Below are 18,771 nucleotides of genomic sequence, written 5' to 3' on the forward strand. Positions count from 1 at the left end.
TGCCATGCGCTGGGTGTGTATTGTCTTCCCGCAATTGGCGCTGGACGGGGTGCAGCGTGTGCATCCCGAGCCCGATCAGCCGCTGGTGCTGCTGGCCGGCACGCCGCAGCGCCGTGTGTTGCAAACCGTCAATGCCGCCGCCCGCGCGTTGGGCCTGCGCCCCGGGCAATCGCTGACGGCTGCGCATGCGCTGGCCAAGACCTTCGCCAGCGCCGAATACGACCCCGCAGAAATCGAGCGCTGGCAGCAGTTTCTGGCGGCCTGGGCTTACCGTTTCAGTTCTCAGGTCAGTGTGTATTACCCGCGCGCCTTGCTGTTCGAGATCGAATCGAGCCTGGGCCTGTTCGGGCCGTGGCCGCAGTTCGAGGCGCGGTTGCGCAACGAGCTGACCGCGTTGGGGTTTCGCCACCGTATCGTCGCCGCGCCCAATCCGGCGGCGGCGCGGGTGCTGGCCAATATCTACGATGGCCTGGCCGTGGCCGATGATCACGCGCTGCACCAAGCCCTGGCACCACTGCCTGTCGAGCGTTCAGGCCTCGACCCGCAAGCCGCCACCGCCTTGTCACGCATGGGCCTGCGCACGTTGGCCCAGGTGCAGGCGTTGCCCCGCCACACGCTGGCGCGGCGCTTTGATGCCGGCTTGCTCAAGCACCTGGATGCGCTGAGCGGGCAGCGGCCGCTGCCACTGGCGTTTTATCAGCCACCGGAGCAGTTCGATGCACGCATCGAGCTGAATTTCGATGTGCAATCCCACCAGGCCTTACTGTTTCCGTTGCGCCGCCTGACCGGTGACCTGTCGGCCTTCCTCTGCGGTCGCGACAGCGGCGTGCAGCGTTTCGACCTGCACCTGGAACACGCCCAGGCGCCTGACAGCGTGATCAAGGTCGGCCTGCTCAGCGCCGAGCGCGAACCGGCGATGCTGTTCGAACTGGCCCGCGGCCGTCTGGAGCAGGTGCAAGTCACCTCGCCGGTACGCGGCTTTCGCCTGGTGGCCCAGGACCTGCCGGTGTTCGTGCCGCAGCGCCAGGACTTGTTCGACGACCGCCCGCAACAGACGTTGCCCTGGGAGCAACTGCGCGAACGCCTGCGCGCACGCCTGGGCGATGAGGCTGTGCAAGGCCTGCGCTTTCATGCCGACCACCGCCCCGAATGCGCCTGGCAAGCCGCCGCCGATAGCCGCGCGTGCCCCACCTTGAACAAGGTGCAACGCCCGGGCTGGTTGCTGCACGAGCCGACCTTGCTGGCCGAGCAGGGCGTACAGATTCTGATGGGCCCGGAACGCATCGAATCCGGTTGGTGGGATGGCGCCGATATTCGCCGCGACTATTACCTGATCCAGACCCGCGCCGGGCAGCAAGGCTGGGCCTATCGCACCGTCGGGCAAAGCGATGGGTTGTGGCTGCAAGGCTGGTTTGCATGAGCTACGCCGAGCTGCATTGCCTGTCCAATTTCAGTTTCCAGCGCGGCGCGTCGAGTGCGCTGGAGTTGTTCGAGCGCGCCAAGCGCCAGGGCTACAGCGCCTTGGCGATCACCGACGAATGCACCTTGTCGGGCATCGTGCGCGCCTGGCAGGCGGCGAAGGCGGTGGACATGCCGCTGATTATCGGCAGCGAGGTGCGCATCGAGAACGGCCCCAAACTGGTGTTGCTGGTAGAAGACCTCAGTGGCTACCAGCACTTGTGCCGGCTGATTACCCTGGCCCGACGCCGTGCCGAAAAAGGTCGTTATCGCCTGCTGCAGGAAGACTTCGACCAGCCTCTGCCTGGCCTGCTGGCGCTGTGGGTTGCCGAAGACAGCGACACCCAGGCCTCGATCCAGTGGCTGCGGCGTACCTTCGCCGATCGCCTGTGGCTGGCGGTGCACCTGCATTGCGGCCAGAACGATGCGCGCCACCTGGAGCAGCGCCTGGCCCTGGCCGCCAGCCTGCATATCAAGGCGGTGGCCTGCGGCGATGTGCACATGCATGCGCGCGGTCGCCGCGCCCTGCAAGACACCATGACCGCCATCCGCCATCACGTCACGGTGGCCGACGCCGGCACACGCCTGCACCCCAATGGCGAGCGGCATCTGCGCAGCCTCGACGCCCTCGGCGCGCTGTACCCGCAGGCCTTGCTGGATGAAACCCAGGCCATTGCACGGCGCTGCACGTTCGACCTCAGCCAATTGCGTTACCACTACCCGCGCGAGCTGGTGCCTGCCGGCCAGAACGCGAAATCCTGGTTGCGCCAGCTCACCGAAGAAGGCATTGCCCAGCGCTGGCCTGAGGGTGTCGACGCCAAGACCTTGCAGCAGATCAACCATGAGTTGGCGCTGATCAGCGAGCTGGGTTACGAAAGTTATTTCCTCACCGTGCACGACATTGTGCGCTTTGCCCGCAGCCGTTCGATCCTGTGCCAGGGCCGGGGCTCGGCGGCCAACTCGGCGGTGTGTTTTGCCTTGGGCATCACCGAGATCAACCCGAGCCTGATGAGCATGCTGTTCGAGCGCTTCCTGTCCAAGGAGCGCAACGAGCCGCCGGATATCGACGTCGACTTCGAACACGAACGCCGCGAAGAAGTGCTGCAGTACGTGTTCCAGCGCTACGGCCGCACCCGGGCGGCCTTGACGGCGGTGGTCAGCAGCTACCACGCGGCCGGCGCAGTGCGCGATGTGGCCAAGGCCCTCGGCTTACCGCCGGACCAGATCAACGCCCTGGCCGAATGCTGTGGGCGCTGGAGTGACGATGCGCCGCCCCTGGAGCGCCTGCGCGAAGGCGGCTTCGACCCGCAAAGCCCGGTCCTGCACCGCGTGCTCACGCTGACGCAGCAATTGATCGGCTTCCCTCGGCACTTGTCCCAGCACCCGGGCGGCTTCGTGATTTCCGAATACCCGCTGGACACGCTGGTGCCGGTGGAAAACGCCGCCATGGCCGAGCGCACCATCATCCAGTGGGACAAGGACGACCTCGACGCCGTCGGCCTGCTCAAGGTGGATATTCTGGCCCTGGGCATGCTCAGCGCGATCCGCCGCTGCTTCGATTTGCTGCGCCGGCATCGCAACCTGGACCTGGCGCTGGCAACGATTCCCAAGGAAGACGCCGCCACCTACGCGATGATCAGCAAGGCCGACACCATTGGCGTGTTCCAGATCGAGTCGCGCGCGCAGATGTCGATGCTGCCCAGGCTCAAGCCGCAAAAATTCTATGACCTGGTGATCGAGGTCGCCATCGTGCGGCCGGGGCCGATCCAGGGCGGCATGGTGCACCCGTATTTGCGCAGGCGTAATAACGAAGAGCCGACGACGTATCCCTCACCGCAACTCGAGGCGGTGCTGGAACGCACCTTGGGCGTGCCGCTGTTTCAGGAACAGGTCATGCAGATCGCCATGGTCGCCGCCGACTATGGCCCCGGCGAGGCCGACCAGTTGCGCCGTTCCATGGCCGCCTGGAAACGCCACGGCGGGCTGGAACCGCATCAGGAGCGCCTGCGCACCGGCATGCTCAAGAACGGTTACAGCGAGGCATTTGCCGCGCAAATCTTCGAGCAGATCAAAGGCTTTGGCAGCTATGGTTTTCCCGAGTCCCACGCGGCCAGCTTTGCCTTGCTGACCTACGCCAGTTGCTGGCTCAAATGCCATGAGCCGGCGGCCTTTGCCTGTGCACTGATCAACAGCTGGCCCATGGGCTTCTACAGCCCGGACCAGATCCTGCAGGATGCGCGGCGCCATCGCTTGCAGATCCGCCCGGTGGATGTGCTGGCCAGTGACTGGGATTGCAGCCTGGAACCCATCGACGGCCAGCAACCGGCGATCCGCATGGGCTTGCGCATGATCTCGGGGTTTCGCGAGGAGGACGCGCGGCGCATCGAAGCGGCCCGCCAGCGCGGTACGTTCAGCGACATTGCCGACCTGGACGAACGCGCCGGGCTGGATGCTCGTGCCCAGGCGTTGCTGGCGGACTCGGGCGCCTTGCGCGCGTTGGCCGGCAACCGGCACACGGCGCGCTGGGAAGTGGCCGGGGTGCATAAACAGCTGGGGCTGTTCGCTGGCCTGCCCAGCCCCGACGAAGCGGCGGTGGCGCTGCCGGCACCAACGGTTGGCGAAGACCTGCAGGCCGACTACGCCACGGTCGGCACCACCCTTGGCCCGCATCCCTTGGCTTTGCTGCGTGATGAGCTGCGTAAACGCCGCTGTCGCAGTTCCCTCGAGCTGATGGCGGTGGCGCATGGGCGCAACGTCAGCGTCGCGGGGCTGGTCACTGGCCGGCAACGCCCGGGCACCGCCAGCGGGGTCACCTTCGTTACCCTGGAAGATGAGTTCGGCAACCTCAATGTGGTGGTCTGGCGTGACTTGGCCGAGCGTCAGCGTCAGGCGTTGGTCGGTTCGCGCCTGTTGAAAGTCGACGGGCGCTGGGAGGCGGTAGGCGAGGTGCGGCACTTGATTGCCGGGCGCCTGACCGATCTGACGCCGCTGCTGGATGGGATTAATGTGCGCAGCCGGGATTTTCACTGACGGCAGTTGCTCAGTCCTTCTCGGATAAGCTATATGCAATGAAACGAATTATTGCAGTCAGGCTCCAAGTTTTTATCAGCGTAACTGCATCACTCATCCATCCTTCTCTTCGCCACGAGCCCATAGATGCAATTTTTATCCAACACCCATGGCTGCGAAGGCTGGGGCGGTGAAATGGCCCAGCGGATCCGCGCCTTCGACTGGTCGACCACTGACCTGGGCCCGATCCACGCCTGGCCGAAGAGTCTGGTCAGCGCCGTGCAGATGCTATTGGCATCCCCCATGCCGATGGTGATGCTGTGGGGACGGCCGGGTTACATGATCTACAACGACAGCTACTCGATATTTGCCGGCGGCCGGCATCCGTTTCTGTTGGGCACGCCCGTGGAGCTGGGCTGGCCGGAAGTGGCCGAGTTCAACCGGCATGTCGTGGACACCTGCCTGGCGGGCGGCACGTTATCGTTCAACAACAAGGCACTGGTGCTCCTGCGCAATGGCAAGCCGGAAGATGTCTGGATGGATCTTTACTACAGTCCCGTCGCCGGCGACGACCAACAACCGGCCGGTGTGCTCGCGATTGTGGTGGAGACCACCGGCCACGTGAACTCCGAACGCTTGCGCCAGGAATTGACGCATAACCTGGAGCAACGCGTGGCGGCCGAAGTGCAAGCGCGCTCCTCGGCCGAAGCGCAATTGCGTCAGTCGCAAAAACTCGAAGCCATCGGCGGCCTGACCGGTGGCGTGGCTCACGACTTCAATAACCTGCTGCAAGTGATCGCCGGCAACCTGCACCTGCTGGCCCGGCACGAACCCGAGAATGCCCAGGTACAGCGCCGTGTCACGGCCGCCATCGCAGCGGTGGAGCGCGGCGCCAAACTGTCGTCGCAACTGCTGGCCTTTGCTCGACGCCAGCCGTTGTCGCCGGCTGTTTACAACCCCCAGCGCATTTATGCAGGTTTGGGTGAATTACTGCAGCGCGCGTTGGGCGAAACCATCCATATCGATGTGCAGTTGCCCCAGGATTCCTGGTGCATCAACGTCGACCGCAACCAGTTGGAAAACGCCTTGCTCAACCTGGCGATCAATGCCCGCGATGCCATGCAAGGCGAGGGCGTGATCCGCATCACCGGCGATAACATCATCCTCAACCCCGACGACTGTGCGGGCAAGAGCGTCCTGCCTGGCGAATATGTGCGCCTGGCCGTCACGGATATTGGCGTGGGCATGTCGTCGGCGGTCCTGGCGCGGGTGTTCGAACCGTTCTTTACCACCAAGCGTGAAGGCCATGGCACCGGCCTTGGCCTGAGCATGGTGTTTGGTTTCGTGCGGCAAAGCGGCGGCCATGTCGAGGTGTGGAGCGAGGAGGGCAAGGGCACGGTGGTGCAGATGTACTTTCCGCGCAGCCTCGGCGCCGAGGACCCGGACAGCCACCCCGTTGAGGCTGTGCCGCACGCGGGCGGCCAGGAAACCATTCTGGTGGTCGAGGACAACGTCGATGTACGGGTGACGGTGGTGGAATTGCTCGAGCAGTCGGGCTACACCGTGCTCACCGCCGAAGACGGCGACCGCGCGATGCAAGCGCTGCAGGGCGGCGTGCAGCCGGACCTGATTTTTACCGACGTGGTCATGCCCGGCCGGGTCAAAAGCACTGACTTGGCCGACTGGGCCCGCGCCCAGGTACCGCCGGTGGCGGTGCTGTTCACCTCCGGGCACACCCGCGACATTCTCTCCAGCAATCATCTGCTGAGCCCCGACATTCATCTGCTGAGCAAGCCCTACAGCCCCGAATCCCTGACACAACGGGTGCGCAGCGTGCTCACTGTCCGATAAGGTCTTTCATGACTTCACAGCGCAACATCCCTCCTGTCACCGGCCAGCACCTTGGCTTTGTGCGAGTGCGCGGCGCTCGCGAACATAACCTGCGTAACGTCGACGTCGACATTCCGCGGGACGCCCTGGTGGTGTTCACCGGCGTCTCGGGCTCCGGCAAATCATCCCTGGCGTTTTCCACGGTGTACGCCGAGGCCCAGCGTCGCTATTTCGAATCGGTAGCACCTTACGCACGGCGCCTGATCGATCAGGTCGGCGTGCCGGATGTGGATTCCATCGAAGGCCTGCCGCCGGCCGTGGCCCTGCAGCAGCAGCGCGGCACGCCGAGTGCGCGTTCTTCGGTGGGCAGCGTCACGACCTTGTCGAGCCTGATCCGTATGTTGTACTCGCGTGCCGGCAGTTATCCGCCGGGCCAGGCCATGCTGTACGCCGAGGACTTTTCGCCGAACCTGCCCCAGGGCGCGTGCCCGCAGTGCCATGGCCTGGGCCGGGTGTATGAGGTGACCGAGGCGCTGATGGTGCCCGATCCGTCGCTGACCATTCGCCAGCGTGCGGTGGCGTCGTGGCCGTTGGCGTGGCAAGGGCAGAATCTGCGCGACATCCTTGTGACGCTCGGCTATGACGTGGACATTCCCTGGCGCGACCTGCCGAAAAAGCAGCGCGACTGGATCCTGTTCACCGAAGAAACCCCGACCGTGCCGGTGTACGCAGGCTTCACGCCCGAACAGACCCGCGCGGCCTTGAAGCGCAAGCTCGAACCCAGCTACCAGGGCACCTTCAGCGGCGCGCGGCGCTATATCCTGCACACCTTCACCCACACCCAAAGTGCGCTGATGAAAAAGCGCGTCTCGCAGTTCATGCAGGGCAGCGCCTGCCCCCTGTGCGAGGGCAAACGCCTGACCCGCGCGGCGCTGTCGGTGAAGTTTGCCGGGGTGGATATCGGTGAGCTGTCGCAACTGTCGCTGTCGCAGTTGGCCGAGTTGCTGCGGCCGGTCGCGGCGGGGCAGGACAAGATGAAGCTGTCGGTGGAAAAACGCCTGGCCGCCCAGCGCATCGCCGAGGATTTGCTTGAACGCGTGAGCACCCTGATCGAGCTGGGCCTGGGCTACCTGTCCCTGGAGCGCAGCACGCCGACGTTGTCATCCGGCGAGCTGCAGCGCCTGCGCCTGGCCACGCAATTGGGCTCGCAGTTGTTCGGCGTGATCTATGTGCTGGATGAACCATCGGCGGGTCTGCACCCGGCGGATGGCGAAGCGTTGTTCACTGCGCTGGAGCGCTTGAAAGCCGCAGGCAATTCGCTGTTTGTGGTTGAGCATGACCTGGAAACCATGCGTCGCGCCGACTGGCTGATCGACGTGGGGCCGGCTGCCGGCGAGCACGGCGGGCAAGTGCTGTACAGCGGCCCGCCAGCGGGCCTGGCGGATATCGAGGCGTCGCAGACGCGCGAATATCTGTTTGCCGAGCGGCGCCCGCCGAGCCAGGCGCGCCGTGAGCCCACCGGTTGGTTGAAGCTCGAAGGCGTGACGCGCAACAACCTCAATGACCTGAGCGTGGACTTCCCACTGGGATGCTTCACGGCCGTAACGGGTATTTCTGGCTCGGGCAAATCCAGCCTGGTCAGCCAGGCGCTGCTGGAACTGGTGGGCGCGGGGTTGGGCCGTGTGGTGGAAGCCGACGAAGAGCCCAGCCTGGAAGACGACACCCCGCAAACCAGCGGCGGGCGTATCACTGCGGGTCTGGAGTCGATCCAGCGCCTGGTGCAGGTGGACCAGAAACCCATCGGCCGTACGCCGCGCTCCAACCTTGCGACCTACACCGGGCTGTTCGACAACGTGCGCAAACTGTTCGCCGCCACGCCGGCGGCGAAGAAGCGCCACTATGACGCGGGGCAGTTCTCCTTCAACGTCGCCAAGGGCCGCTGCCCCAATTGCGAGGGTGAGGGGTTTGTGAGTGTCGAGTTGCTGTTCATGCCGAGCGTGTACGCGCCGTGCCCGACTTGTCACGGTGCGCGTTACAACCCTGAAACCCTGGCGATCAAATGGCAGGGGTTGAGCATTGCCCAAGTGCTGGGGCTGACGGTGGAGCAGGCGGTGGCGGTGTTTGCCGAACAGCCTGGCGTGCTGCGCTCGTTGCAGGTGTTGCGCGATATTGGCCTGGGGTATTTGCGGTTGGGCCAGCCGGCCACCGAGCTGTCCGGCGGTGAGGCGCAGCGCATCAAGCTGGCGACCGAGCTGCAACGCAATGCGCGCGGCGCCACGCTGTATGTCCTGGACGAGCCCACCACCGGGTTACACCCACGCGATGTGGACCGCTTGCTCAGCCAGCTGAATCATCTGGTCGAGGCGGGGCATACGGTGGTGGTTGTGGAGCACGAGATGCGCGTCGTGGCGCAGAGTGACTGGGTGATCGATATCGGGCCGGGGGCCGGTACGCAGGGCGGGAAGGTGGTGGCCAGTGGCACGCCGCAGAAGGTGGCCAAAAGCAAGGTCAGCCGCACTGCGCCGTTTCTGGTGCGAGAACTGACTTAACTGCCAATCAGGTCAAAATGCGCAAGCGGGCCAGCCGCTTGCGCATTTTTTTATCAGGCGTTAGCCATTTGCTCCTTGGCCAGCTTCACCACGTTCTCTGTGGTAAATCCAAACTTTTCCTGCAACTTGGCCAAGGGAGCCGAGGCACCAAAGGTGCTCATCACCACTTTGGCGCCGGTCTGCCCGACGTAACGGTCCCACCCCAGCGGGCCGGCTTGTTCCACGACGACCCGGGCTTTTACCGCCGGCGGCAACACGCTGTCGCGGTATGCCTGGTCCTGCTCTTCGAACAGTTCCCAGCTGGGCATCGACACCACCTGCGCGGCAATGCCTTCGCTTTTCAACTGCTCATAAGCCGCAACCGCCAGGCTGACTTCACTGCCCGTCGCCAGCAGCAGGACTTTGGGATCATCCGCGCCCGCCAGGACATAAGCGCCCTTGGCCGCACCGGACGCCGCCGCGTATTTCGTACGGTCCAGGGTGGGCAGCGCTTGACGCGACAACACCACGCAACTTGGCCGATGGGTCTGCGCCAGCGCGACCTTCCACAGCTCCAGGGTTTCATTGGCGTCGCCGGGTCGCAGGGTCAGCAACCCCGGCGTTGCGCGCAGTTGCGTCAGGTGCTCGATGGGCTGGTGCGTCGGCCCATCTTCGCCGACGCCAATCGAGTCATGGGTAAACACAAACACCACCGGCAATTCCATGATCGCCGCCAGGCGGATCGGCGGTTTCATGTAGTCGCTGAACACCAGGAAGGTCGAGGTGTACGGTCGCAGGTACGACAGCGCCATGCCGTTGGCAATCGCGCCCATGGCGTGCTCGCGGATGCCGAAGTGCAGGTTGCGCCCGCTGTAATCATCGGCACTGAAACGCCCGGCGCCCTCGAAGGTCAAGTTGGTCTTGGTCGATGGCGACAAGTCTGCGGAGCCGCCAAGCAGCCACGGAATCTGTTGGGCAAAGGCATTCAATACCTCGCCACCGGCTGCACGGCTGGCGACGCCTTTGGCGTCGGTGTCGAAGCTGGGCAGCTCGTCCTGCCAATGCTCGGGCATTTCGCCTGCGCGCATGCGGCGCAGTTCATCCGCCAGTTCCGGTTCGTACTGTTCGAGCTGCGACACGTGGCGGGTCCATTCTTCATACTGCGGCTGGCTGCGTTCAAGCAGCGCATCGCGCAGCACGGTGCGGACCTCGTCGGGCACCAGGAAGCTGGAATCCTCGGGCCAGCCGTAGGCCGCCTTGGTCAGGCGGATCTCATCAGCGCCCAGCGGTTCGCCATGGGCGGCGGCGGTGTTGTGTTTGTGTGGCGAGCCGTAGCCGATCACGCTGTCGACCACAATCAGGGTCGGTGCGCCGGTGTTGGCCTTGAAGGTTTCCAGGGCGCTGCTCAAGGCTTGCAAGTCATTGGCATCGGTGACGTGCAGGGTGTGCCAGCCGTAGGCCTGGAAGCGCTTGATCACATCTTCACTGAACGCCAGTTCGGTATGGCCCTCGATGCTGATGGTGTTGTTGTCGTAGATCCAGCACAGGTTGTCCAGCTTCAGGTGACCTGCAATCGAGGCCGCTTCGCTGCTGATGCCTTCCATCATGTCGCCGTCGCCGCACAGGTTGTAAACGCTGTAATCGAACAGCACGCTGCCGTCGCGGTTGAAACGCTGGCCCAGCCAACGCTCGGCCATGGCCATGCCGACACTGTTGGCGCACCCCTGGCCAAGGGGGCCGGTGGTGGTTTCAACGCCGGTGGTCATGCGGTACTCGGGATGGCCCGGGGTCTTGGAACTCATCTGCCGGAACTGCTTGATATCGTCCAGGCTGATTGCCGGCTGGCCGGAGCGCTTGCCGTGAGCATCAATCTCCACCACACCGGCCAGGTGCAGCAGCGAATACAGCAGCATCGACGCGTGCCCCACTGACAACACAAAACGGTCGCGGTTAGGCCAGTCGGGATGCTGCGGGTGATAACGCAGGAAGCGGCTCCACAACGTGTAGCCCACTGGCGCCAGGCCCATTGGCGTGCCGGGGTGGCCGGAGTTGGCCTTCTGCACGGCGTCCATGGCCAGGGTGCGAATCGTGTTGATGCATTGGGTGTCGACAGCAGTGGCAGCGTGTTTCATGAAACCGTTCTCCCTCGGGTGGCGATCTACAGTGGAGGGCAGGGCGTGGCAAAGGTTTGATCGCATCGCCCGCATTACGACGAACGGGGATGTAATGGCCCCGGACATGACAAGACCCCTCGCAATGGGCTAGCTTCAAACGCGTAGGCCATTGATCAACTTGCGGAGGTACTCCATGCCAGTGAAACACGACCTGTATCAGGATCTGGGTTTGACCAAGGAAGTCGTTCACGAACGCAGGAGGGGCGATGACCGTTTGAACACGCTGCTCGAGCAATACGACGCCGCCGACAAGGAGGTGCTGGCGTTCGAGTCTTCAGGCGGGGCTGACGAAGAACTGGAGAAATTGAAGAAGAAGCGCCTGCTGGTCAAAGACAAGATTGTGCAGCAGTTGGCGTAGTTGCAGTCCGCGCTCCTACAGGGCGCGGACATATTTGTTCAGAATTGTCTGAGGGACAGAGCGCTTTTCACTGTCTATCATGCGCACCGCCCACCCGGCTCTGGGGACTGTTGCGGCGCAAGGATTGCGCTGGTGAGCCGGGTGGGCACTCTCATTTCATGCCTGCAGCGCCTGGATGCATTCATCCATCGAGCGCTGTTGCGTCTCGCTGTACAGCTTCAGCTCATCAATCGTTCGGCAGCCCAGTGCTTTCTCGAATTCGGCCTGGTTTGAATTCGCCGCATAGTGACTCTGCGCCGCATCGCCAAGATTGGACTGAAAGATCCCCGCCGCACTCACCGGCAGAAAATCCTCATACACCAGCGGTTCCACGTCCACATGGCCGGCAGCAATACGCGCCTGGAGTGTGGCCGGTTGATTGGCTTGGCCGCGCGCCGCCAGGCCTTGCTCAGTGACGAAATAGCGAAAGTACGCCAGCCCTTGCTCGCGCATCTGAGTGTGGTTGTCGGGGAAGGCCTCGAAGTGCTGCTCCATCAATTGCACATACCGCGCGGCGTTGGCCTCGTTCGGGAAGGCGCCCAATTCGTCGCGCGCAGCGTTCAGCAACTGGTCGTACAGGGCGCGGCCTTTGGGCGTCAACGCGACGCCACGTTGTTCGATTTCGCCGAAGCGCGCGCTGTGGCTGCCCTTCGCGTCGGTAAAGGCGATCGGCTCGTCCAGCGCTTTGAAGCTGGTCTGGCGGAGCAGGATCGGGCAGTGGCGACGCGGTGGCCCTTCGATCACGGCCTTGGGGGTGATGCCTTTGCCGGGCATGGCGGCCTGCACCTGGTCGATGTCCAGGGTGCGCGGGGTCAGGTGGTTGATGTGCGGGCCCTTGAACGCAACCACGTCGGCGATCAGGCGATGCTGGTCGCTCAGTTGCTGGTATTGCGCGCCGGTGACCGTGGTGGTGTGGTGCCAGCGAAAGGTTTCCAGGGCTTGGCGGATAAATGCATCGGCGTCTTGGGCGTTGAGGCCGCCGTCGCGTTCCGCTTGTTCGATCAACGCCATGGCGCCCGGGGTGAAAATGTTGCGTTTGGCCAGGGCGTTTTCGGCAAAGGCGCGCAGCTCAGGGTTTTCAATCAGTTCCAAACGCAGCAGTGAAGTAAAGACACGGAACGGGCTGGCTTGCAGTGAGCGTTCATGCACGGCGCGAAACGCAGTGGAATGCACCGGCACGCCAGCGGGCGTCAGGTCGTAGTAGCCCACCGGCTGCATGCCCATCACGGCAAACAGACGGCGGATGGTTGCCAGTTCGATGGCTGTGCCCAGGCGAATGGCGCCGTGGCGTTCCATGTCCAAACGCTCGATTTCACCCGTGCGCTGCAACTGCCGGGAAAGCCCCGAATCACCGGCCAACACCCGGCTATTGGTCTCGGCCACCAGGGCCATCAGCGCCCCGTACAGCGGAACTTCATCTCGGTACATGTCGGACATGGCTTTGGAAAAGCCTCTGCGGATGTCGTCGGGGCTGACATGTGCGGTGGTGGGCATAGAAAAATTCCTGATGGCTAGGGGCGTGAACTTGGCCTATCGCTGGATTTTGTTGAGCTTGAGTCAGTGTTGCAAACGAAGAATCCTCTGGACTTCATTCTGCAAATGAATGAGATGACGTGAATATGACAAAAAACCCTGGCGGCGAAATTTCATTTTCACAGGCACTTTTCTAACAAATTCTTCACGAGGAGCGCTGCGGTGCTCATGAAACAATCGTCACGTTTGTAGGGATGAAAACGCCGTTTTGCACACAACGCACATAAAAAAATGTTTAGGGGCCGTCACGCATGAAAATTTCTACACTGGCGTTATCCATCACCGCTGCATTGCTCGCGCAACACGCCTGCGCGGATGACTTCGGGCTCGGTTCTCTGGGCACTGGCACAGGTCACAGTGGCTTTCTTGAAGACAGCCACGCCGCCATCAGTTCGCGGACCATGTACTACAGCGCAGACAACCGCTCGGGGACCAACAACGATCTGCGCGAAGCTGCGACACTGCTGCGCTTCGACTACAAATCCGGCTACACCCAAGGCACCCTTGGTGTCGGTTTCGACGTCATGGCGTTCGGCGCCTTGCGTCTTGATGGTGGCGACGGCCACGCCGCAGGCCCAGGCCTGGCGGGGAACGGCAACAGCTTCTTCCCGACCAAGAACAACGGCACTGAACCGGCCGACAGTTTCGGTCGCGCCGCCGGTAACGTGAAATTCCGTATTTCCCAGACCGAGTTGCACGTCGGCGGTGGTTTGGCCCCGGTGCTGCCTATTCTGGTCTCCAACGACAGCCGTGTTGCGCCACAGACCTTTGACGGCGGCATCCTTACCTCCAGCGACATTCCGAACGTAACCTTCACCGGCGGTGAGCTGAACAAGGCCGAAGGCCGTGCGTCCAGCAACTCCACGGGCCTGAGTGTGGCCGGCGGTACGCGCGACAGCGACAGCTTCAAGTTTGGTGGTGTGGACTACAAACCGTTCGGATCGTCCGACAACGCCATCGCGAAAAACCTGACGCTGCAGTACTACTACGCCAACCTGCAAGACTTCTACAAACAGAACTATTTCGGCCTGGTCCACGTATTGCCGCTGGGCAATGACCAATCGTTCAAGACTGACCTGCGCTACTTCGACAGCACCAGCGACGGCAAGAATGGCGAAAGCGGTTATGCGTTCAACAACAACGGTGGCTACGCCAAGCACGCCGGTGAAGTGGACAACAAAACCTACAGCGCCGCGTTCACTTACCAACTGGGCGGCAGCAGCCTGATGCTCGGCCACATCGGCGTGAGCGACGACGGCGGCTTCGTCTGGGTCAACCAGGGCAGCCTCGCCGACCCACAGCAACAAGGCGCGGGCGGCAGCGACTTCTACCTGTTCACCGACGCCGTGGTTGGCCAGTTCTCCCGTGCGGGTGAGCAAGTCAACTTCGGTCAGTACTCGTATGACTTCAAGGCCTACGTACCCGGCCTGAAAGCTTCCGTGGCTTACCTGGACGGTACGGACATCAAGTCCAAAGTCGCCGGCGGCCCTGACCAGAAAGAAAACGAAACCGACTTCCGCCTGGATTACGTCGTGCAGGCAGGCCCGCTCAAAGGCTTCGGCACCACCTTCCGGACCGGTACTTATCACGGTCACAACACCGGCACTGCGGATCAGGATCAAACCCGCCTGATCTTCAACTACACCTACGCGATTTTCTAAGCACGTTTGCACTTTTACCGCGTTGAAAAAACCGAGGCCGCCTGATCAGCGGCCTCTTTTTTTGCCTGGGTGGAGGAGACTTCATGTGCATCCTAGCGTGGATGAGTTCTACACTGCCCGTCACTGTGTCAGTGATGGAGGACCCAATGACGGCCGCACCCGTAACCAACATCCTTGAAACGATTGAAGGCCAGCGCCTGGCGACGCCAGAGGCCGAGCGTTGGCGCGAGTGGGGCCCGTACTTGAGTGAACGCCAATGGGGCACGGTGCGCGAAGACTACAGCGCAGACGGCGATGCCTGGGCCTACTTCCCGCATGACCACGCGCGCAGCCGCGCCTATCGCTGGGGCGAAGATGGCCTGGCCGGTTTCAGCGACAAGGCGCAACGCTGGTGCCTGGGCCTGGCGCTGTGGAACGAGCGCGACGCAATCCTCAAGGAACGGTTGTTCGGCTTGAATAACGCCGAGGGCAACCACGGTGAAGACGTCAAGGAACTGTACTTTTTCGTCGACGGTGTACCCAGCCATGCCTACATGCGCATGCTCTACAAATACCCGCATGCGGCCTTTCCCTACGCCGACCTGACCACCGAGAACGCGCGCCGTGGGCTTGCGGATGCCGAGTACGAAATCCTCGACACGGGCGTGTTCGAAGACAACCGCTACTGCGATGTCAGCGTCGAATACGCCAAGCATCAGCCCGACGATATTTTCATGCGCGTCACCGTGCATAACCGCTCGGACCAGCCGACGCGCCTGCAGGTGTTGCCCCAGGTTTGGGCGCGCAATGACTGGAGCTGGACCCTGGATGCGCCCAAGCCGCAGTTGCGCCTGGACGGCGAACAGGTGCTGGCCCGTCATCACGAGCTTTCCGATCGCCACCTCAGCGCCTGGGGCCAGGACGGCGTGGAGTGGCTGTTCTGCGAAAACGAGAGCAACTATCAGCGCCTGGACGGGCAGCCGGCACCCGGGCCGTTCAAGGATGGCATCAACGATTACGTGGTGGCTGGCGTGCAGTCGGCGATTCGCCGCGATGCGGGCACCAAGGTCGCCGCACGTTTCATCCTCGAACTGGCGGGCCTGGAAAGCAAAATCCTGTACCTGCGGTTTGCGCCCACCGATGCGCCCCAGATCAACGCGCGCAAGCTGTTCGAACAGCGCCGCGAGGAGGCCGATCAGTTCTACGCGGCCTTGCAACACGGCATCTCCGATGCGGACGCGCGCAATGTGCAGCGCCAGGCCCTGGCGGGTTTGCTGTGGTCCAAACAGCTCTACTATTTCGACGTGAACCAATGGCTCGACGGCGACCCTGCCCAACCGGCGCCACCGCCGGAGCGCCTGCACATCCGCAATACCCATTGGCGGCACCTGTCCAACTTCGACATCCTCTCCATGCCCGACACCTGGGAATACCCGTGGTACGCCTCCTGGGACCAGGGCTTTCAGGCGGTGGCGATTGCGCTGATCGATCCTGGGTATGCCAAGCAGCAGTTGTTGCTGTTGGTGAAGGACCGCTTCATGCACCCCAACGGTCAACTGCCGGCGTATGAATGGCGTTTTGACGATGCTAACCCGCCGGTGCATGCCTGGGCCAGTTGGCGGGTGTATCAGCAGGACAAGGCGTTGACGGGTGTCGGCGACATGGATTTTCTTGAGCGGATTTTCCACAAGCTGCTGCTGAATTTTTCCTGGTGGGTCAACCGCAAGGATGCCGAGGGCCGCAACCTGTTCCAGGGCGGGTTCCTGGGCCTGGATAACATTGCCTTGTTCGACCGCTCGGCGACCTTGCCGCCGGGTTACCAGCTGGATCAGGCCGACGGCACGGCGTGGGTCGCGGCCTACGCGCTGGACCTGATGCGGATCGGGCTGGAGCTGGCAAAGCGCAATGTCGTGTACGTCGATATTGCAGTGAAGTTTTTCGAGCACTTCCTGTACATCGCCGGCGCCATCAACCGCGTCGACGACAGCGCCGAAGGGCTGTGGGATGAGCAGGATCTGTTCTTCTACGATGTGCTGCACCGCCCCGACGGCCAGAACGAGCCAGTGCGCTTGCGTTCCATCGTCGGCCTGATGCCCTTGTTTGCCGTGCTGGTACTGGAGCAGCGCGAACATGAAGGCCTGGAAGGCTTGCGTGAGCGGCTGCTGGGGTTCATGCATCACCGACCGGACTTGGCCAAGTTGGTGTCGCGCTGGAACGAGCCGGGGCAGGGCAATCGCCTGTTGCTGGCGCTGTTGCGTGGCGAGCGGACCAAGGATTTGTTGCGCCGCATGCTGGATGACCAGGAGTTTCTGTCAGGCTTTGGTGTGCGGTCCCTGTCCAAGGCGTTTGCCCAGGAGCCACTGGCGCTGAAGATGAACGGCGACACCTTGTGCGCGCGCTACCAGCCGGGCGAATCGGACTCACGGTTGTACGGCGGCAATTCGAATTGGCGCGGGCCCTTGTGGATGCCGGTGAACTACATGCTGATCGAATCGTTGCGCGAGTTTCATCGGTACTACGCGGACAACTTCTCGGTGGAGTACCCGACGGGGAGTGGTTATCTGGCGTCCCTCGAAGAAGTCGCAGACGGCCTCAGTCAGCGTCTGACGCGATTGTTCCTGAGGGATGAGGACGGGCTGCGTCCATCGATGGCGGGGTATGCGCAGCTGGAAGCGGACCCGGCCAGTCGTGATCTGGTGCTGTTTCATGAGTATTTTCACGGGGAAACCGGGCGCGGCCTGGGCGCCTCGCACCAGACGGGCTGGAGTGCGTTGGTGGCGCTGCTGTTGCAGCCTCGTTAGGACAGGCTCCATGGCTGGGGGCACGGGGCGTCTTTGATCACGATTGGAAGGGCAGGCCGCCTCGGCTGGGCGGGTGATCTTGAGCTTAGGTGGCCTCTGCTCAACAAGCGGGTTTACCCAACGACCCCGACGCCTCACAAGGCAAACGGAATCGTCAGCGTGGCCTACAGCATGTCGCAACTGCGTGGGTGGATTGATTCGTTGGCCCTCGCGAGCCACTCGCTTTTCTGGACTGAGGGTTCACCGCGCGTGGCGCCATCGGTGTGGGTGGGTTGAGGGGTTGCCGGGCAGCGAGACCGTTGCCGAGATGCTTGGCGGCCGCTAGATACTAGCCAACCGCCCCGAACCTGTCGGAGCTTGATTTGTCAGCCTAGCGCAGCGAGGTGCGCCACTGTTTCCGGAAACCGTGCCACCAGGCGAATCAAGGTAGCAGCCTGGGCATTCGGTCTGGCTCGGCCTTGCTCCCAGTTCTCCAGGGTGCGCAGGTTGGTGCGCAGGTACATGGCGAACACCGAGCGGGAGAGGTTGAGCTGTTGGCGTACGGCAACCACTTCTTCGGCCGTCAGCGGGGCCAGGTTGTTGAGGTGGACCTTGTGGGTGCGCAGGGTGACTTTGCCTTGGCGTTCTTCAGCCAGCGCGTCGAAGCCCTCGACCAGTTCGGAAAAGATTTCACGTTTCATGGTGTGTTCTCGCTTTGATTTCCCTGTCCAGCATGTGTTTTAGGGCTTTTTTGTGGTGAGGTGCCAGATCGTCCTGTTCGTGCTTGCCGTACAGGGTGAACAGCCAGAATTGCGTGCCGCCCGACCACCCGTAGTAAATGACCCGCAGGCCACAGCGTTTGCCTTTGTGACGTCGCTCATCCACGAAGCGAACCTTGCGTAGCCCACCGGTTCCTTCGATCACGTCTCCGGCTTCCGGGTTTTTCATCAACGCCTGTTGAAAACCTTGGAAAAGCTCGTCACTCAGATAGTCCTTGCGATGCCGCTCGAAGGCCGGCAGTTCGATCAATAGAGCATCCATGTTCTGTACGTAGTCTGCGTATAGTTTGTTGGCCCGCGCGCACTCGGTCGAGTGACCTGGCCGTGGGAACTTTCCTAAAACGCAACCACCATACGGCGGCCCTTAACGGGGAGATACCGGACGCGGCAGCAAACGGAAGCGGAATTTTCCGTGATTGGAAGTGGATAAAAGCACTGCAAGCGAGCAGGGCAAAAGCACCTCTACCTGATGTACTGAAATCCAAATGTGGGAGCGGGCTTGCTCGCGAAGGCGGTGGGTCAACCAGCTCATGTGTCACTGACACAACGCCTTCGCGAGCAAGCCCGCTCCCACAATTCAACCGAGTGCATCTGCCAGCACCGCACTGCTTTGCTTTTCTGTGGGAGCTGGCTTGCCTGCGAT

General features: G+C 62.7%; 11 protein-coding genes. 7 read left to right on the top strand and 4 right to left on the bottom strand.

Features of this window, described 5'->3' with window-relative positions; genetic code table 11:
- Positions 1-4: 4 nt before the first annotated feature.
- From FPT15_RS29030 to uvrA, 4 genes are all read left to right on the top strand, one after another.
- Positions 5-1,420, top strand: a complete 1,416-nt coding sequence (locus FPT15_RS29030; RefSeq protein ID WP_145166137.1) for a DNA polymerase Y family protein — start codon at positions 5-7, stop codon at positions 1,418-1,420.
- Positions 1,396-4,488 (top strand): error-prone DNA polymerase, encoded by a 3,093-nt coding sequence (locus tag FPT15_RS29035; protein ID WP_218570673.1) that lies wholly within the window; start codon positions 1,396-1,398, stop codon positions 4,486-4,488. The genes FPT15_RS29030 and FPT15_RS29035 overlap by 25 nt, the downstream gene beginning before the upstream one ends.
- Positions 4,489-4,614: 126 nt before the next feature.
- Positions 4,615-6,318 carry an ATP-binding protein gene (locus FPT15_RS29040; protein ID WP_145166139.1) on the top strand — a complete coding sequence of 568 codons (1,704 nt, stop codon included), beginning with the start codon at positions 4,615-4,617 and terminating at the stop codon, positions 6,316-6,318.
- Positions 6,319-6,326: 8 nt separating this feature from the next.
- Positions 6,327-8,846, top strand: a complete 2,520-nt coding sequence (gene uvrA / locus FPT15_RS29045) for an excinuclease ABC subunit UvrA (protein ID WP_145166140.1) — start codon at positions 6,327-6,329, stop codon at positions 8,844-8,846.
- Positions 8,847-8,899: 53 nt separating this feature from the next.
- On the opposite strand, the gene tkt is transcribed toward uvrA, so the two are convergent.
- Entirely contained in the window at positions 8,900-10,957 is a 2,058-nt protein-coding gene (tkt, locus tag FPT15_RS29050; protein WP_145166141.1) for a transketolase, read from the bottom strand.
- Positions 10,958-11,132: 175 nt separating this feature from the next.
- Between tkt and FPT15_RS29055 the strand changes: the two genes are divergently transcribed.
- Positions 11,133-11,357 (top strand): DUF465 domain-containing protein, encoded by a 225-nt coding sequence (locus FPT15_RS29055; protein WP_145166142.1) that lies wholly within the window; start codon positions 11,133-11,135, stop codon positions 11,355-11,357.
- Positions 11,358-11,513: 156 nt separating this feature from the next.
- Here FPT15_RS29055 and FPT15_RS29060 read toward each other — a convergent pair whose 3' ends face one another.
- Positions 11,514-12,890, bottom strand: a complete 1,377-nt coding sequence (locus FPT15_RS29060; RefSeq protein WP_145166143.1) for a VOC family protein — start codon at positions 12,888-12,890, stop codon at positions 11,514-11,516.
- Positions 12,891-13,180: 290 nt separating this feature from the next.
- On the opposite strand from FPT15_RS29060, the gene FPT15_RS29065 reads away from it, so the two are divergent.
- Together FPT15_RS29065 and FPT15_RS29070 are read left to right on the top strand one after the other, a co-directional pair.
- Complete coding sequence (locus FPT15_RS29065; RefSeq protein WP_145166144.1) at positions 13,181-14,590, top strand: OprD family outer membrane porin; 1,410 nt, start codon at positions 13,181-13,183, stop codon at positions 14,588-14,590.
- Positions 14,591-14,736: 146 nt separating this feature from the next.
- Positions 14,737-17,370, top strand: coding sequence for a glucosidase (locus FPT15_RS29070; RefSeq protein WP_145166145.1), 2,634 nt, complete (start codon positions 14,737-14,739; stop codon positions 17,368-17,370).
- Positions 17,371-17,735: 365 nt separating this feature from the next.
- On the opposite strand, the gene FPT15_RS29080 is transcribed toward FPT15_RS29070, so the two are convergent.
- On the bottom strand, positions 17,736-18,050 hold the full coding sequence (locus FPT15_RS29080; protein WP_145166146.1) for a DNA-binding transcriptional regulator: 315 nt from the start codon (positions 18,048-18,050) through the stop codon (positions 17,736-17,738).
- Positions 18,040-18,390: a toxin gene (locus FPT15_RS29085; protein WP_145166147.1), complete on the bottom strand. Its 351-nt coding sequence runs from the start codon at positions 18,388-18,390 to the stop codon at positions 18,040-18,042. The genes FPT15_RS29080 and FPT15_RS29085 overlap by 11 nt, the downstream gene beginning before the upstream one ends.
- Between the last annotated feature and the right edge of the window lie 381 nt (positions 18,391-18,771).

The sequence above is a fragment of the Pseudomonas sp. RGB genome, from assembly GCF_007713445.1.
In the GTDB taxonomy this organism is placed as follows: domain Bacteria; phylum Pseudomonadota; class Gammaproteobacteria; order Pseudomonadales; family Pseudomonadaceae; genus Aquipseudomonas.

Bases quoted from the DNA above. Each gene is read 5' to 3' on its own strand.
- FPT15_RS29030 (WP_145166137.1), top strand. From the start codon at position 5: ATGCGCTGGGTGTGTATTGTCTTCCCGCAATTGGCGCTGGACGGGGTG.
- FPT15_RS29040 (WP_145166139.1), top strand. From the start codon at position 4,615: ATGCAATTTTTATCCAACACCCATGGCTGCGAAGGCTGGGGCGGTGAA.
- uvrA (WP_145166140.1), top strand. From the start codon at position 6,327: ATGACTTCACAGCGCAACATCCCTCCTGTCACCGGCCAGCACCTTGGC.
- tkt (WP_145166141.1), bottom strand. From the start codon at position 10,957: ATGAAACACGCTGCCACTGCTGTCGACACCCAATGCATCAACACGATT.
- FPT15_RS29055 (WP_145166142.1), top strand. From the start codon at position 11,133: ATGCCAGTGAAACACGACCTGTATCAGGATCTGGGTTTGACCAAGGAA.
- FPT15_RS29060 (WP_145166143.1), bottom strand. From the start codon at position 12,890: ATGCCCACCACCGCACATGTCAGCCCCGACGACATCCGCAGAGGCTTT.
- FPT15_RS29065 (WP_145166144.1), top strand. From the start codon at position 13,181: ATGAAAATTTCTACACTGGCGTTATCCATCACCGCTGCATTGCTCGCG.
- FPT15_RS29070 (WP_145166145.1), top strand. From the start codon at position 14,737: ATGACGGCCGCACCCGTAACCAACATCCTTGAAACGATTGAAGGCCAG.
- FPT15_RS29080 (WP_145166146.1), bottom strand. From the start codon at position 18,050: ATGAAACGTGAAATCTTTTCCGAACTGGTCGAGGGCTTCGACGCGCTG.
- FPT15_RS29085 (WP_145166147.1), bottom strand. From the start codon at position 18,390: ATGGATGCTCTATTGATCGAACTGCCGGCCTTCGAGCGGCATCGCAAG.